Below are 14,739 nucleotides of genomic sequence, written 5' to 3' on the forward strand. Positions count from 1 at the left end.
ACCGCTGAGCTTTCCGTGCCCGAACTGGCCAAGACCTATGACCCGGTTGGCACGGAGGCCCGCTGGCAGCAGGCCTGGGAAGACCGGGGAGCGTTTCATCCCGACCCGAAGGCCCCCGGTGAACCGTTCTCCGTGGTGATCCCGCCGCCGAACGTTACCGGCAGCTTGCACATGGGCCATGCCTTCAACACGGCCCTGATCGACACGATCGTGCGCTACCAGCGCCTGGCGGGGAAAAACGTGCTCTGCCTTCCCGGTACCGACCACGCCTCGATCGCGGTGCAGACGATCCTCGAGAAGCAGCTCCACCAGGAGGGCAAGACCCGCCATGATCTCGGCCGTGAGGCATTCCTCGAGCGGGCCTGGCAGTGGAAGGCCGAAAGCGGTGGCCGCATCGTGGGCCAGCTTCGGCGGTTGGGGTATTCCGTTGATTGGAAGCGCCAGCGCTTTACCCTTGATGAGGGCCTGAGTGAGGCGGTGAAGGAGGCCTTTGTGCGCTTGCACGAGCAGGGGCTCATTTACCGCGGTGAGTACCTGGTGAACTGGTGCCCCGCTTCCGGTTCGGCGGTGAGCGATCTGGAGGTGGAGATGAAGGAGGTGGACGGCCACCTCTGGCATTTCCGCTATCCGCTCAGCAGCGGCGACGGCCACCTGGAGGTGGCCACCACACGGCCCGAAACGATGTTGGGCGACACGGCGGTAGCGGTGAACCCCACCGACGAGCGCTATGCCCATCTGGTGGGTCAGACCCTCACGCTGCCGTTCGTGGGGCGGGAGATTCCGATCGTGGCCGACGACCATGTGGAGAAGGATTTCGGCACCGGCTGCGTCAAGGTGACGCCGGCCCACGACCCCAACGATTTCGCCATCGGACAGCGCCACGGTCTTCCCCAGATCACGGTGATGCGTAAGAACGGCACGATGAACAAGGAGGCCGGCCAGTTCGAGGGGCTGGATCGCTTCGAGGCGCGCAAGGCCGTGGTGGCTGGCTTGGAGGAGCTGGGGCTGCTTGTGAAGGTGGAGGACTACCGCCACAGTGTTCCCTATTCCGACCGCGGCAAGGTGCCGGTGGAGCCGCTGCTCTCCACCCAGTGGTTTGTCAAAACCGAACCCCTGGCAGCTCGCTGCCGCGAGGCATTGGAGAAGCAGGATCCCCGCTTCATCCCCGAGCGCTGGGAGAAGGTTTATCGCGACTGGCTCACCGACATCCGCGACTGGTGCATCAGCCGCCAGCTCTGGTGGGGCCATCGCATCCCCGCTTGGTTCGTGATCAGCGAGACCGGCGGCAAGTACATCGACACCACGCCTTACGTGGTGGCCCGCAACGAAGCTGAAGCCTTGGAAAAAGCCAAGGCGGAGTACGGCGCGGCGGCGGAGATCGAGCAGGACGAAGACGTGCTCGACACCTGGTTCTCTAGTGGCTTGTGGCCCTTCTCCACCCTGGGTTGGCCTGATGCCGATAGCGCGGACCTGCAGCGCTGGTACCCCACCAGCACCCTGGTGACGGGCTTCGACATCATCTTTTTCTGGGTGGCCCGGATGACGATGATGGCCGGCGCCTTCACCGGCGAGATGCCCTTCCAAGACGTCTACATCCACGGTCTGGTGCGGGATGAGCAGAACCGCAAGATGAGCAAGAGCGCCGGCAACGGCATCGATCCGCTGCTGCTGATCGAGCGCTACGGCACCGATGCTTTGCGCTTCGCCTTGGTGCGGGAGGTGGCCGGTGCGGGGCAGGACATCCGTCTGGACTACGACCGCAAAAGGGACACCTCCGCCACGGTGGAGGCCTCGCGCAACTTTGCCAACAAGCTCTGGAACGCCACCCGCTTCGCCCTGATGAACCTGGGCGGCGAAACGCCGGACCAACTCGGCGACCCCGACCCCGCAGCACTGCAGTTGGCGGACCGTTGGATTCTCTCCCGCCTGGCCCGGGTGAACCGGGAGACGGCCGAGCGCTACAGCAGCTATGCCCTGGGTGAAGCGGCCAAGGGGCTTTACGAGTTCGCCTGGAACGACGTCTGCGATTGGTATCTGGAACTGAGCAAGCGCCGGCTCAATCCCGGTGAGGACCCCTCGGCCGAGGCCCTTGCTGATCAGCGGGTGGCCAAGCAGGTGCTGGCCAAGGTGATCAGCCAGATGCACCTGATGCTGCATCCGCTGATGCCCCACCTCACAGAAGAGCTCTGGCACAGCGTCACCGGCGAGCCGGAGACCACCTTCCTGGCGTTGCAGCCCTGGCCCGCGATGGATGAAAGCGCTCTGGATGATGCCTTGGAAGCCTCTTTCGCTGAGCTGATTAGTGCCATCCGTGTGGTGCGCAACCTGCGCGCGGTGGCGGGTCTCAAGCCCTCCCAATCAGTGCCGGTGCGTTTCGTTACCGGCCGTGGCGAGCTGGCGGCGGTGCTGAGCAAGGGCATGGCTGACATCACGGCGTTGACGCGGGCGGAGTCGGTGGCGGTGATGGCGCCGCAGGAGGCCGATGCGGCTCCGGTGGCCAAGGCCCTGGCGGGGGTGAGCGGTGAGCTGCAGGTGCTGCTTCCGATCGAAGGCCTGGTCGATCTCGATGCGCTCAAGGGCCGTCTGGAGAAAGACATCGCCAAGGCTGAGAAGGAGATCAAGGGCCTGGCGGGCCGGCTGGGGAATCCCAATTTCGCCGACAAGGCCCCGCCGGAGGTTGTGGCGGAATGCCAGGCCAACCTCGATGAGAAGCAGGCCCAGGCCGATCTGGCACGCAAGCGCTTGGCGGATCTGAGCTGATTCGGTGATTCAGGTTGAGGGGCTGAGCAAGATCTATCGGGTTGCCGAGAAGCAGCCCGGGTTGGCTGGCACCCTGCGCCATTTCGTCCGCCGTCGCACGCGGGATGTGACGGCGGTGCAGGACGTCTCCTTTCGGATCGAGCCCGGCGAGATGGTGGGCTTTCTCGGTGCCAACGGAGCCGGCAAAACCACCACCTTGAAGATGCTCTGCGGCTTGATCCACCCCAGCGCCGGGGAGGTGCATGTGGCGGGGCACCGGCCCCAGCGCCGTCAGGCGGAGTTCCTGCGCCGGATCACCCTGGTAATGGGTCAGAAGCAGCAGCTGCTCTGGGACCTGCCGCCGATGGATTCGCTGCGGGTGAATGCTGCCGTGTATGGCATCCCGGATGGTGTAGCCCAACGGCGGATCAACGAGCTGGCCGATCTGCTGGAGCTTGGCGAGGAACTCACCCGGCCGGTGCGCAAGCTTTCCCTGGGTCAGCGGATGAAGGCCGAACTCTTGGCGGCGCTGCTGCACGAGCCGGAGGTGTTGTTCCTTGATGAACCGACCCTGGGGCTGGATGTGAATGCCCAGGCCCGGGTGCGCCAGTTTTTGGCGCAGTACAACCGCCGCACGGGGGCAACGGTGCTGCTCACCAGCCACTACATGGCTGACATCACGGCCCTGTGCCCCCGGGTGCTGCTGATCCACCAGGGGCGGTTGTTCCATGACGGCCCCCTTGAGGTGCTGGCCGATCAATTGGCACCGGAGCGCGAGGTGCGGCTCGAGTTGGAGTCGCCCGTTGAAGCCGATGCCTTGGCGGGGTTGGGGCGCCTGGAGCAGTTGGAGGGCTGTGATGTGCGGCTGCTGGTGCCCCGCGATCAGCTCACCGCCGTGGTGGCGCAGTTGCTGGATCGCTTCCCGGTACGCGATCTGGATGTGACCGATCCGCCGATCGAGGAGCTGATCGGTGGGTTGTTCCGCCAGGGGCGCGTCTGATGCGGGTATTCGGGCTGAACCGGCGGATCATCCGGGTGCTTCTTGGCTCCCAGTACGCCCACATGCTCGAGTACCGCGCCGAGATTGCCCTTTGGGCCCTCTCTGGGGTGCTGCCCTTCATCATGCTCAGCGTTTGGAGCGGCAGTGACGCGCGATCGGGGTTGGGGCTGGATGGTTCGGCCCTGGATCGCTATTTCCTCAGCGCTTTTCTGGTGCGCCAGTTCTCGGTGGTGTGGGTGGTGTATGCCTTCGAGGAAGACGCTCTTCTCGGCCGGCTCTCGCCCTACCTGCTGCAACCGCTTCATCCGCTTTGGCGATATGTGGCGGCCCACCTCGGTGAGCAGCTCACCCGTCTGCCCTTCGCAGCCCTAATAGCAGCTGTGTTCTTTGCGGTGCAACCCCAGGCCTTCTGGGTGCCGTCGTTGGGGGGCTTTCTGCTGGCCTGGCTGGCCACCTGGATGGCCTTTGCCATCGCCTTCCTGTTCCAGAGCCTGATTGCGGCCCTCTGCTTCTGGAGTGAGAAGGCCAGTGCCTTGGAGCGGCTCCAGTTCATTCCATTCCTGTTCCTTTCAGGCTTACTGGCGCCGCTCACGGCGTTCCCGCCGGCGGTGCGGGCTGTAGCCCAATGGACGCCTTTCCCATATCTGATCGACTTCCCGGCCCGGGTGCTGGCGGGCCAGCCGGTGGATCTTTTGGCAGGCTTCGGGGCGCAACTGGCTTGGATCGTCCTGCTGTTGCCGCTGGTGCTGCTGCTCTGGCGGGCCGGCGTGCGGCGCTACAGCGCCATGGGGGCCTGATGGGGAGGTACTGGCGAACTCTGCGTCGCTTCTGGGGCACGGCCGTGGCGGTGCAGCTGGAATATCAGGCCAACGTGTTGATTGAGCTGCTGGCGGTGGCAATGAGCCTCAGCGGCAGCCTGTTTTTGCTCTCGCTGTTCTATGGCCCCGATCAGACGTTGGGGGGTTGGAGCTGGGCCCAGGCCCTGATGGTGCAGGGGCTCTATACGGTGTTCGATGGCATGGCCACCACCTGGTTGCGCCCGAACCTCGGGGCGATCGTTACCCACGTGCGCGAGGGCACCCTGGATTTCGTGCTGCTCAAGCCGATCGACAGCCAGTTCTGGTTGTCGCTGCGCACGCTCTCGCCGGCGGGGCTGCCGGAGATCGGCTTGGGGCTGGGGCTCTTGGCCTGGGGCAGCCATCAGGCCGGCGTAGTGCTCACTTTGTCCTCACTGCTCACCGTGCTGGTGATGCTGTTGGCCGGTGGCTTGATCCTCTATTCGCTCTGGTTTCTGATCGCCGCCACCAGCATCTGGTTCGTCAAAACCTGGAATGCCACCGAGGTGTTGCGGGCCCTGCTGGCCTCCGGCCGTTATCCCCTCAACGCCTATCCGCCCGCCTTGCGCCTGCTGTTCACCCTGGTGCTGCCCGTGGCGTTCCTCACCACGGTTCCGGCTCAAGTGCTGCTCGGTGAAGCCGCGGCACCAATGTTGCTCGCAGGTTTGGGGTTGGCGGTGCTGTTTTTTGCGGCGGCGCGGGCCTTTTGGCTTTTTGCCCTTCGCTTCTACACCTCGGCATCGAGTTAAGTGCAATGCTCCACGCCATGCGTGGGTGATTCCGCTTGATCTCCTTGGTTCAGCATTGGCTGCCGGATGTGTTGGAGCTGCTGCGCTCCCCCGCTGGGGCGTTGCTGTTCATGCCGCTCTACGCCCTCTGGGTGACGCTGCTGCTGCCGGGGGTGTGGGCCTCGATGTTGGCCGGGGTGCTTTACGGCACCTGGCTCGGCAGTGCCCTTGTGTTTGTGGGGGCCTGCCTGGGGGCAGTGGTGGTGTTCCTGCTGGGGCGTTCGGTGCTGCGCGACTGGGCCCGGCGCCGGTTGGAGCAGCTCCCCAAGCTGCAGGCGGTGGAGCGGGCCGTCAGCAAAGAGGGGCTGAGGTTGGTGTTGCTGACGCGTCTCTCGCCCGCCTTTCCTTTTTCTCTGCTCAACCTGGCCTATGGCCTCAGTGAGGTGAGCCTGCGGGACTACAGCATCGGCTTGATCGGCATCCTCCCCGGCACGGTGTTGTTTTGCGGGTTGGGGGCGCTGGCCGGCGATGTGGCCCGTTTCGGGGAGGTGCTGGGGGGTGAGGCCGATGCCAGCACCTGGGCGCTGCGGGTGATTGGCGTGCTCGCCACGCTGGCGGTGGTCTGGCTGGTGAGCCGGGCGGCCAGGCGGGCCCTTCAGGATGTGGAGACGTCGCTCTGATCGGGATTGGGTAGGCGCCAGTCCCTCAGAGCAGCGATCAGGATGAACCAAGCCAGGCGCGTGCGGGCGATTGGGCCGCGGCGTTGCTGCAGGTCAGCCAACTTGGCCCGTCCGCAGTCGGTCTTGATCCACCGGTGCAGGGCAGGGGTGGATTGGCTCATGGCTGCAGCATGGCGGTGAGGTCGGCTTCGCTGAGCACCGTCACCCCGAGGCTTTCGGCTTTGGTCAGTTTGCTCCCGGCAGCTTCGCCTGCTACCAGGTAGTCGGTCTTCTTGCTGACGCTGCCGCTCACCTTGCCGCCCGCCGTTTCGATCAGCACTTTGGCGTCGCTGCGGCTGAGGTTGGGGAGCGTGCCCGTGAGCACCAAGGTCTTGCCCTGCAGCACGCCGTCGGCGTCAGCTCCGGCTTGGCTTGCGGCCTCCTGCTCGGAGGCACTCGCTTCCAGGGAAAGGCCGACGCTGCGCAAGTCCTGCAGCAGCTGCTGGTTGGCGGGGGTGCGCAGCCATTGGCCAAGGCTGGCGCTGATTTCCGGGCCGATGCCATGCAGTTCGGCGATCTGCTCCGGAGCCTCCAGCGCTGCTGCCGCGAGGCTGTCGATGCTGAAGAAAGCGGCCGCGAGCGCTTTGGCATTGACCTCACCGATGTGGCGGATGCCAAGGCCGTAGAGCTGGCGGTGCCAGGGCTGCTGTTTGGAGGCCTCCAGGGCCTCCACCAGATTCGTGGCCGATTTGTCACCCATCCGATCCAGGCTGGACAGCAGGGCCGCATCCAGGCGGTAGAGATCGGCCAGCGAGCGAACCAGACCGCGGTCCACCAGCTGTTCGATCAACTTGCTGCCGAGCCCATCCACATCCAGGGCGCCCTTGCTCACCCAGTGCCGCAGGCCACCCCGCAGGATCGCCGGGCAGCTGCTGTTCACGCAGCGGGTGGCGGCTTCATCGCCCTCCCGCACCAGGTTGGAGCCACATTCGGGGCACTGCTGCGGCAGTTCCACCGGGGTGGCGTCGCTGGGCCTGAGTTCCGGCAGCACCCGCACCACTTCGGGAATGATCTCCCCGGCTTTGCGCACCACGATGGTGTCGCCCAGATGCAGATCCAGTTCAGCGATCCGGTCGGCGTTGTGGAGGGTGGCGCGGCTGACGCTGGTGCCGGCCAGGGCCACCGCTTCAAATTCGGCGACGGGGGTGACAGCACCGGTGCGGCCCACTTGTGCGCCAACGCGCAAGAGGCGTGTGGGGGCTTCTTCGGCGGGGTATTTGAGGGCGATGGCCCAGCGCGGGGCCTTCTGGGTGAAGCCGGCTTCGTCCTGCAGCTGGAGGTCGTCCAGTTTCACCACCACGCCGTCGGTGGCATAGGGGAGGTCGTGGCGACCCTGCTCCCAGTGGTCGCAGAAGCGATTGATGGCAGTGAGGTCGGCACAGAGCTCTCGGTTCGGGTTGACGCGGAAACCGGCTGTGTTCAGCCACTCCAGAGCCGCCCATTGACCCGGGGGTTGGGCGTCCCCCGGCAGGTGGAGGGTGTAAGCGAAGAAGTCGAGCCGGCGGGCGGCCACCACCTTCGGATCCAGTTGGCGCAGGGTGCCTGCGCAGGCGTTGCGGGGATTGGCGAACAGTGCTTCGCCCCGTTGTTCCCGTTCGGCATTGATTGCCGCGAAGGTGGCATCAGGGATGAAGGCCTCTCCGCGCACTTCCACCCATTCCGGTGGGTTCTCCACCTGCAGGCGCAGCGGAATGGAGCTGATCGTTCGCACGTTGGCGGTGATCTCTTCACCGCGGCTGCCATCACCCCGGGTGGCGGCCCGCTCCAACACCCCGTTGCGGTAGCTCAGGGCGAGGGCGTTGCCGTCAATTTTCAGTTCTCCCACCAGGGCCAGGCGGGTGTCGTTGGGACGGTCCAACACCTTGAACAGCCGCTCGTGCCAGGCCTGCAGGTCGTCCGGGTTGAAGGCGTTGTCGAGGCTGAGCATGCCCACGCGGTGCTCAACGCTGGTGAATCCTTCAGCCGGAGCTCCGCCCACCCGTTGTGTGGGGCTGTCGGACCGTTGCAGGCCTGGGTGGTTCTGTTCCAGCTCGAGCAGCTCGCGATAGAGGCGGTCGTAGACCGCGTCCTCCATCACTGGCGCATCGAGAACGTAATAGGCGTGGCCGGCACGGTTAAGCAGTTGCCGCAGTTCCGCGGCCCGCTCGTGCGGATCAGCCATTGACCCGGTTGATGCGGGCAATGCGCCAGTTGTCGTCCATCTTGGTGAACGTGAAGTCGAGGGGAAGCTCCTCGTCGCCTTCGGACTTCAACTTCACGGTGAGGATCAAGTTGCCTTCCTGCACGCGGGGGCGGCCGGACTTGAGATTGCGGAATTTGTTCAGCTTGAGGTCGGCCAGGAAGCGGATGAACTGCTGGCGGCTCACGTGCTGGCGGTAGGCCTTGGTGGTGAGCAGGTAGGCGGCATCGATGCGGCCGGCTGCCACCTGGGTGAAGAACTGCTTGATCAGGGGGTTGATGCCGCGGGCGTCGAGCACCAATTTCACGGCGTTGTAGATCCAGTACCCCAGCAGGGTGAGACCCCCGGCCAGCAGGGCTTTGCTGCCGATCTCACGCACCAGTCCCAGTTCCATCACCAGCTGTCAAAGCAGGGCCGAGTCTGACTGACCACGGCAAGATGGCGCTGATTCGGATCTCCTCCCCCCGTTCTGTGCCTTTGCAGCCCCTGCTGCCGTTGTTTCACCGCCTCAATCGGGAACACTTTGGCGGTGCGCTGGTGGATGGGGGCCAGCCGTTAACGGCGGTGCGCTGGAGCGATGGGCGGATGAGCCGTACTGCTGGTTTTTATCGTCGTGGCCCTGGGGTGGGTGAAGGTCGCGGTAGTGAAATCGTGCTGTCGCGGCCGGTGCTTGAGCCGCTGCCGCAGAGCGCAATGGAAAGCACGCTCTGCCACGAGATGATCCACGCCTGGGTTGATCTGGTGCAGCGTCGCCGCGAAAGCCATGGCCCGCTGTTCCGGGCCCGGATGGCCGCCATCAATGCGGCCCAGACCCGCTTTCAGGTGAGCATCCGCCACAGCTATCCGGTGCCGCCCCGGCCGGCCCGCTGGTTGGCGGTCTGTCCCCGTTGCGGCCGTCGTACCCCCTGCCGGAGACGCACGCGCAATGCCGCTTGCCGTGCCTGTTGCGTCGAGCACTTTCACGGCCGCTGGGATTCCAGTTGTGTGCTCAGTTACGTGGAGGCGGAGGGTTAGGTGGAGGTGTTCTGGTTGTCATTGGAGTGCGGCGGTGTGGTGATTGTGTTGCTGGGATTGCGGCGGGAACAGTGGTTGCGCCGCCGCCGTCGGTAACGTCGGGGTATGGAGGAGCGTTTTGATCGGTTGGATCGGTTCCGTGATCAACGGGATCGTCGTCTCGACCAGTTCTTGGAAACCGGACGTCAGTTCGTGGATGGGGTGTCCGGCCGTCGACCAGGACAACGGCCCGGAGTGCGGCGCTCCGGTTTGGATCTTGATTCAGTTGGCCGCTGGGTCGGCGAGAAAGTCGAGTGGCTTCTGGAGGAGGACGACGATTGGCAGGAGCCTTGGCAAGAAGCTGGCCGTGGCCGCCCGGAGCCTGCGCGTTCGATGCGCTCAGCCCGGCGACCCCTCGATGCGATCTCACGACGAAGCCGCCGCGGAACAGCAGCTCAAGCTCCAGCGCCCACGGCAACACCGCCTGTGGCTCAGGAGTTCAACGCAGACCAGGGGGAGTGGCCGGAAGACGAGAGCTTCCGGCTGCAGCGCTGGTCGCGCTCAGCCCAGCCGGCAAACCGTCCGGAGCCCGAAGCCGCTCCTAATCCCGCTGGCTCTCGCAGGGCCTTGCCGCGCTCTAGCCGTCGCCGGGCCGACTAACGGCTGGGGTGCAATGAGCGTGGGCTGACCCGGTAGCGGCAGCCCCGTGCTTCTAGCTGGTGATTCACATCCTCGAGCAGCTCTCCGGGCATCTCTTCCGCCATCTGGTCTGCGGTGGCAGTGATCGATGGGGATCCCACCTGGAGGGCCTCCAGCAGTTGGGTCCACTGCTCCACCTGCAGGCTGCGGCTCATGGGCTCATAGCCCTTGCGCTCCAGCAGCTGACTGCAAACCGAGCGGTTCCAGAGCACGGTGCGTCCCTGGCCATGGGGGCCTGTCTGCATGGCGGCATTGGCGTCGAGGGCGCTTTGGGTGGGGCGACCGCGACGGTCACGCCAGCCTTGATGCTCGAGAGTCTTGCCGCAGTGAATCGCCGAAATGCCGTAGATCCGACCGAGGTCGGTGAGGCTGAGCCAGGAGGTGGTGGCAGCCATGACACGGTGAACCGAAGTGCTCACATCTTCCTGAATGCACAGGGGATAGCAAGTTGTCAAGAGCAAATCCCAACAAACCCGCAGGTTTGTTCATGAATTTTGTTGAAACTCCTGGCGCAGCGTTGGTCCGAGCCAGGTTTCGAGTTGCGGGCTGAACACTTCGCGAATCACGGTGAGGGCCTTGCCCTGGCGGAAGAAGCGGTAATGGCGGCTCCAGTAGGGGCCGCGATGGCCAAAGGTCTGGTCCAGCCAATCCCCCTCCACCAGTGCCAAGCCGTCCACCTCGCGGAACAGCTCGGAACGCCCTTCGGTGAGGCTTTTCCAAATCGGCTGGTTGCGGTCCCGCAGGTGCCAATCCGCTTCGGCTTGGTTCCACCAGCTTTCGGCCCAGGCCAGCGGGGTGCCGCCGCAGGTCAGCCACACCTGGCGCCGCAGCAGCGGTGCCATCAATTCATTCACCTCCATAGGTGCCCCGGGGTGGTCGGTCTGGTCGGCCTCCATGGCGATCAGATCCACGGCAACGGGCGAACCGGTGAGCAAGCGCAGGTGGCGGGTCGGGCTGCCATCACCCAGCAGCATCAGCCGCCAGGGGCCGGGCAGTTGACGCGGTCCGTCCGCTGACAGCACGGCATTGGTTGGGGCTTGCCAGAGCTGGTGCGGTGATGGGTGAAGACGGGGGGCGTGGTTCAGAACAGTCCTCCCGCCGAGAGGGCTTGGCGTTGGCCGTTGCGGCTGATCACGGCACTTTGCTGCCGTTCCAGCTCCAGGCGGGAGGGCCGCAGGCTGCTCACCAGCCAGGCGCTGCAGATAACCCCGGTCACGGCGATGCCACTGATCAGCGGCAGCAGCCAAGCGGAGGGGGAGCGGCGCTTGCTTGGTTCGGCTGGTTTGGTTGTTGGTTCGTGTACTGCCACATGCACCGGCACCAGGTTCGGTTGGCTTGGGGCGGTTGCCATCTCACGCTCGAACACGTTGTCCATCACCTGCTCGGCCCGCAGGTTCCAGTAGGCACGTGAGGTGGAAACCCGGGCTGACACGGCCAGACGTTTCAGGACGTCAACGCTATCGAGCTTCTGCCGTTGGGGCGAGGGTTTGGCGTTCCCTTTGCTGCAGTTCCAGCCACATCAACAGGGCGGTGATGTCGGCTTTGCTGACGCCGGGGATGCGGCTGGCTTGCCCCAGGGTGCTGGGTTGAATGGCCATGAGCTTTTCGCGGGCTTCATTGGAGAGGGTGCCGATGCCGGCGTAGTTGAGATCGGCTGGAAGCTTGCGCTGGCTCTGGCGTTTCACCTGATCGATCTGCTGCTGCTGGCGTTGCAGGTAGCCGCTGTATTTGATGTCGATCTCAGCGCCTTCGCGCACCGGCAGGGGCAGATCTGCGTCGGCCAAGCCATGGCGTACCAGATCGGCGGCGTGCATGCCGGGCCGGCGCAGCAGGTCTGCCAGGGTGATCGAGCCTTTGATCACTGCACCGGTTTCCTCTTCCACCGCTGGGGCCGCCGGATCGCTCACCTTGAGCCGCACGGTTTCCAGCCGCTGCTTTTCGCCCTCCATCGCCTGGAATTTGTCTTTGAACAGCTGCCAGCGGCGGTCGTCGATCAGGCCCAGCTCTCGCCCCAACGGTGTGAGACGGCGGTCGGCGTTGTCACCCCGCAGGATCAGGCGGTATTCGCTGCGGCTGGTGAGCACCCGGTAGGGCTCGCGCAGGTCTTTGCTCACCAAATCGTCGATCATCGTGCCGATGTAGCTGCCCTCACGGGGGAAGTGCACCGGCTCCTGGCCGCCAATCAGCCGGGCCGCGTTGACGCCGGCCACCAGGCCCTGGGCGGCGGCTTCCTCATAGCCCGTGGTGCCATTGAGCTGGCCGGCACTGAATAGGCCGCGCACCCGCTTGGTTTCCAGGGAGGGTTTGAGTTGGGTGGCGGGCAAGTAGTCGTAATCCACTGAATAGGCCGGCCGCAGCATCACGGCCTTCTCCAGGCCTGGCAGGCTGCGCAGCAATTGCAGCTGGATCGGTTCTGGTAGGCCGGTGGAGAAGCCCTGCACATAGATCTCCGGCGTGTCGCGCCCCTCCGGCTCGAGGAAGATTTGGTGGCTGTTCTTGTCCGCGAAGCGAACGATCTTGTCCTCGATTGAGGGGCAGTAACGCGGGCCCTTGCTGTCGATCACTCCGCCGTAGATGGCGGTGAGGTGCAGGTTGTCGCGAATCAGCTGATGGGTTTCGGCGGTGGTGCGGGTGATGTGGCAGCTCATCTGCTCACCGCTCACCCAGGCGGCCGGGTCGAAGGAGAAGAAGCGATCGGCTGCATCGCTGGGCTGCTCTTCCAGTTGATCGAGGGCGATGCTGCGCCGGTCCACCCGGGCGGGGGTGCCGGTTTTGAGCCGGTCGGTCTGGAAGCCGAGTTGCTGCAGCGATTCGGTGAGCCCTTCGGCGGCCTGTTCACCAGCGCGGCCGGCGGCCATCGATTGATGCCCCACCCAGATGCGGCCCCCCAGGAAGGTGCCGGCGGTGAGGATCACCGCTTCAGCGCCATAAACGCTGCCGAAATAGGTGTGGATGCCGCTCATGCGTTGTTGATCGCCTTCACCGGTGGTTTCCAGGCCGGTCACCATCGCTTCGCGCAGGGCGAGGTTGGGGGTGTGCTGCAGCAGCTGCAGCATCTGGCGGGAATAGAGCCGCTTGTCGGTTTGGGCGCGCAGGGCCCAAACCGCCGGGCCGCGGCTGGCGTTAAGGATGCGCTTTTGGATGGCGGTGGCATCGGCCAGGCGACCGATTACCCCACCGAGGGCATCCACTTCATGGACGAGCTGGCTCTTGGCGGGGCCACCAACGGCCGGGTTGCAGGGCTGCCAGGCGATGCGATCGAGATTGAGGCTGAACAGGGCGGTGTTCAGGCCCAGCCTGGCGGCGGTGATCGCCGCTTCACAACCGGCATGGCCGCCGCCGACCACGATCACGTCGAAGGATTCGGTGGGGGCGGCGGAGCTACTCATGGCTCCATTATCTGAGTTGGCTCAGGCCGCCAGGTTGCGGAAGCGGGTGAACTGCGGCTCGAACAGCAACTTCACCGTGCCCACTGGCCCGTTGCGGTGCTTGGTCACGATCACTTCGGTAATGCCGCGGTCCGGTGTTTCCGGGTTGTAGTACTCGTCGCGGTAGATCATCAGCACCAGGTCGGCGTCCTGTTCGATTGAGCCCGATTCCCGCAGGTCGCTCAGCATCGGGCGCTTGTTGGTTCGTGCTTCCACACCCCGGCTTAGCTGGGAGAGGGCAATCACCGGCACGTTCAGTTCCCGGGCCATCTGCTTCAGGCCTCGGGTGATGCGCGACAGCTCCTGCACCCGGTTGTCCGAGCCCGAGCCTTCCATCAGCTGCAGGTAGTCGATCATCACCAGCCCCAGCTCCTTGCCCTGTTCGGCCATCAGCCGCCGGCAGAGCGAGCGCATCTCCAGCACGCCGGAGTTGGGTTTGTCGTCGATGAACATCGGCAGTTGCCCCAGGCTGTTGATGCCCTGGCCCAGCAGCGGCCATTCCTCCTGCTGCAGGCGGCCGGTGCGTAGGCGGCCCGCTTCGATGCCCACTTCCATCGAGAGCAAGCGGTAGGTGAGCTGTTCCTTGCTCATCTCCAGGGAGAACAAGCACACCGGCATGTCGTGCAGCTGGGCCACGTTCTTGGCCAGGTTCAGCGCGATTGAGGTTTTGCCCATGGCCGGCCGGCCCGCCACGATGATCAGGTCGCTTCGCTGCAGGCCCTGGGTCATCGCATCCAGGTCGTAGAAGTTCACAGGGATGCCGGCCACCGAGGTGCCCAGCGAGCGGCTCTCGATCTCCTCAAAGGTCTGGGTGAGGATCTCGGCTGTGGGGGTGAGTCCCTTGGAAGGTTTCTCCTGGCTGATGGCAAAGATCTTCTGCTCCGCCTGGTCCAGCACCTGCTCCATTGGCAGGCTCTGATCAAAGCCCAGCTTGATCACCTCGTTGCCTGAGCGGATTAGCTGGCGGCGAAGGAACTTGTCCATGACCAGCCGGGCCACCTGCTCGATCGAGGCGGTGGACGGAACCCGCTCCACCAGCTCCACCAGTCGGTTGTTGCCGCCCACCTTCTCGAGGGCGCCGGTGTCGGCCAGCCAGGCGCTCATGGCGGTGAGATCTGTCGGCTTGCCCTGGCCGTGCAGCATCAGGGCGGTCCGGAAGATCTCCCGGTGGGCGTTCAGATAAAACGCTTCAGGCTGCAGCACATCAGCGACACGCCCGATCGCATCGGGATCCAGCAGGATGCCGCCCAGAACCGCTTCCTCTGCCTCAAGGTTTTGGGGCGGAAGCGAATCGGGCAGAGCCTCAAAATTGGGCTCATCGTCGCGATAGCCCTGCCCAAAACCACGGCGTCCCCCATCGTTGTTTTCTGGTAGGGGGGCGCTCACCATGGCGGCAGGGCCTGAAGCGAAGGGATCAC

General features: G+C 64.9%; 15 protein-coding genes. 7 read left to right on the plus strand and 8 right to left on the minus strand.

Annotation, left to right across the window (positions count from 1 at the left end; translation table 11 throughout):
* The first annotated feature begins 15 nt into the window (after window positions 1-15).
* From FZZ85_RS07735 to FZZ85_RS07755, 5 genes are read left to right on the plus strand one after another with little or no spacing between them, the layout of a single operon-like run.
* Complete coding sequence (locus FZZ85_RS07735) at window positions 16-2,760, plus strand: valine--tRNA ligase (protein WP_226413821.1); 2,745 nt, start codon at window positions 16-18, stop codon at window positions 2,758-2,760.
* A 4-nt stretch (window positions 2,761-2,764) separates the two neighbouring features.
* Window positions 2,765-3,739: an ATP-binding cassette domain-containing protein gene (locus tag FZZ85_RS07740; RefSeq protein WP_226413823.1), complete on the plus strand. Its 975-nt coding sequence runs from the start codon at window positions 2,765-2,767 to the stop codon at window positions 3,737-3,739.
* Window positions 3,739-4,536, plus strand: coding sequence for an ABC-2 family transporter protein (locus FZZ85_RS07745; protein WP_226413825.1), 798 nt, complete (start codon window positions 3,739-3,741; stop codon window positions 4,534-4,536). The genes FZZ85_RS07740 and FZZ85_RS07745 overlap by 1 nt, the downstream gene beginning before the upstream one ends.
* Window positions 4,536-5,324, plus strand: coding sequence for an ABC transporter permease (locus tag FZZ85_RS07750; RefSeq protein WP_226413889.1), 789 nt, complete (start codon window positions 4,536-4,538; stop codon window positions 5,322-5,324). The genes FZZ85_RS07745 and FZZ85_RS07750 overlap by 1 nt, the downstream gene beginning before the upstream one ends.
* 35 nt (window positions 5,325-5,359) lie before the next feature.
* A complete protein-coding gene (locus FZZ85_RS07755) occupies window positions 5,360-5,983 on the plus strand; it encodes a TVP38/TMEM64 family protein (RefSeq protein WP_226413827.1) in 624 nt (207 codons plus the stop codon).
* Here FZZ85_RS07755 and FZZ85_RS07760 read toward each other — a convergent pair.
* From FZZ85_RS07760 to FZZ85_RS07770, 3 genes are read right to left on the minus strand one after another with little or no spacing between them, the layout of a single operon-like run.
* Window positions 5,959-6,144, minus strand: coding sequence for a hypothetical protein (locus FZZ85_RS07760; RefSeq protein ID WP_226413829.1), 186 nt, complete (start codon window positions 6,142-6,144; stop codon window positions 5,959-5,961). The genes FZZ85_RS07755 and FZZ85_RS07760 overlap by 25 nt on opposite strands.
* Window positions 6,141-8,183, minus strand: coding sequence for an NAD-dependent DNA ligase LigA (gene ligA / locus FZZ85_RS07765; protein WP_226413831.1), 2,043 nt, complete (start codon window positions 8,181-8,183; stop codon window positions 6,141-6,143). Before ligA ends, FZZ85_RS07760 begins: the two co-directional genes overlap by 4 nt.
* Window positions 8,176-8,595, minus strand: coding sequence for a hypothetical protein (locus FZZ85_RS07770; protein ID WP_226413833.1), 420 nt, complete (start codon window positions 8,593-8,595; stop codon window positions 8,176-8,178). The genes ligA and FZZ85_RS07770 overlap by 8 nt, the downstream gene beginning before the upstream one ends.
* Before the next feature lie 44 nt (window positions 8,596-8,639).
* Between FZZ85_RS07770 and FZZ85_RS07775 the strand changes: the two genes are divergently transcribed.
* Window positions 8,640-9,215, plus strand: a complete 576-nt coding sequence (locus FZZ85_RS07775) for a SprT family zinc-dependent metalloprotease (protein ID WP_226413835.1) — start codon at window positions 8,640-8,642, stop codon at window positions 9,213-9,215.
* 105 nt (window positions 9,216-9,320) lie between these two features.
* The gene (locus FZZ85_RS07780) at window positions 9,321-9,854 is read left to right on the plus strand and encodes a hypothetical protein (protein ID WP_226413837.1); all 534 of its coding nucleotides are present in this window, start codon (window positions 9,321-9,323) and stop codon (window positions 9,852-9,854) included.
* On the opposite strand, the gene FZZ85_RS07785 is transcribed toward FZZ85_RS07780, so the two are convergent.
* The 5 genes from FZZ85_RS07785 to dnaB form a co-directional block, all read right to left on the minus strand.
* Window positions 9,851-10,288 (minus strand): hypothetical protein, encoded by a 438-nt coding sequence (locus FZZ85_RS07785; protein ID WP_226413839.1) that lies wholly within the window; start codon window positions 10,286-10,288, stop codon window positions 9,851-9,853. The genes FZZ85_RS07780 and FZZ85_RS07785 overlap by 4 nt on opposite strands.
* Before the next feature lie 90 nt (window positions 10,289-10,378).
* The gene (locus FZZ85_RS07790; RefSeq protein ID WP_226413891.1) at window positions 10,379-10,978 is read right to left on the minus strand and encodes a chorismate lyase; all 600 of its coding nucleotides are present in this window, start codon (window positions 10,976-10,978) and stop codon (window positions 10,379-10,381) included.
* Window positions 10,975-11,325, minus strand: coding sequence for a hypothetical protein (locus tag FZZ85_RS07795; RefSeq protein WP_226413841.1), 351 nt, complete (start codon window positions 11,323-11,325; stop codon window positions 10,975-10,977). Before FZZ85_RS07795 ends, FZZ85_RS07790 begins: the two co-directional genes overlap by 4 nt.
* Window positions 11,326-11,350: 25 nt before the next feature.
* Window positions 11,351-13,282 (minus strand): tRNA uridine-5-carboxymethylaminomethyl(34) synthesis enzyme MnmG, encoded by a 1,932-nt coding sequence (gene mnmG, locus FZZ85_RS07800; RefSeq protein ID WP_226413843.1) that lies wholly within the window; start codon window positions 13,280-13,282, stop codon window positions 11,351-11,353.
* Window positions 13,283-13,303: 21 nt separating this feature from the next.
* On the minus strand, window positions 13,304-14,710 hold the full coding sequence (dnaB, locus tag FZZ85_RS07805; protein WP_226413845.1) for a replicative DNA helicase: 1,407 nt from the start codon (window positions 14,708-14,710) through the stop codon (window positions 13,304-13,306).
* Window positions 14,711-14,739 lie beyond the last annotated feature (29 nt).

This window comes from Synechococcus sp. MU1642 (assembly GCF_020514115.1).
Taxonomy (GTDB): Bacteria; Cyanobacteriota; Cyanobacteriia; order PCC-6307; family Cyanobiaceae; genus Parasynechococcus.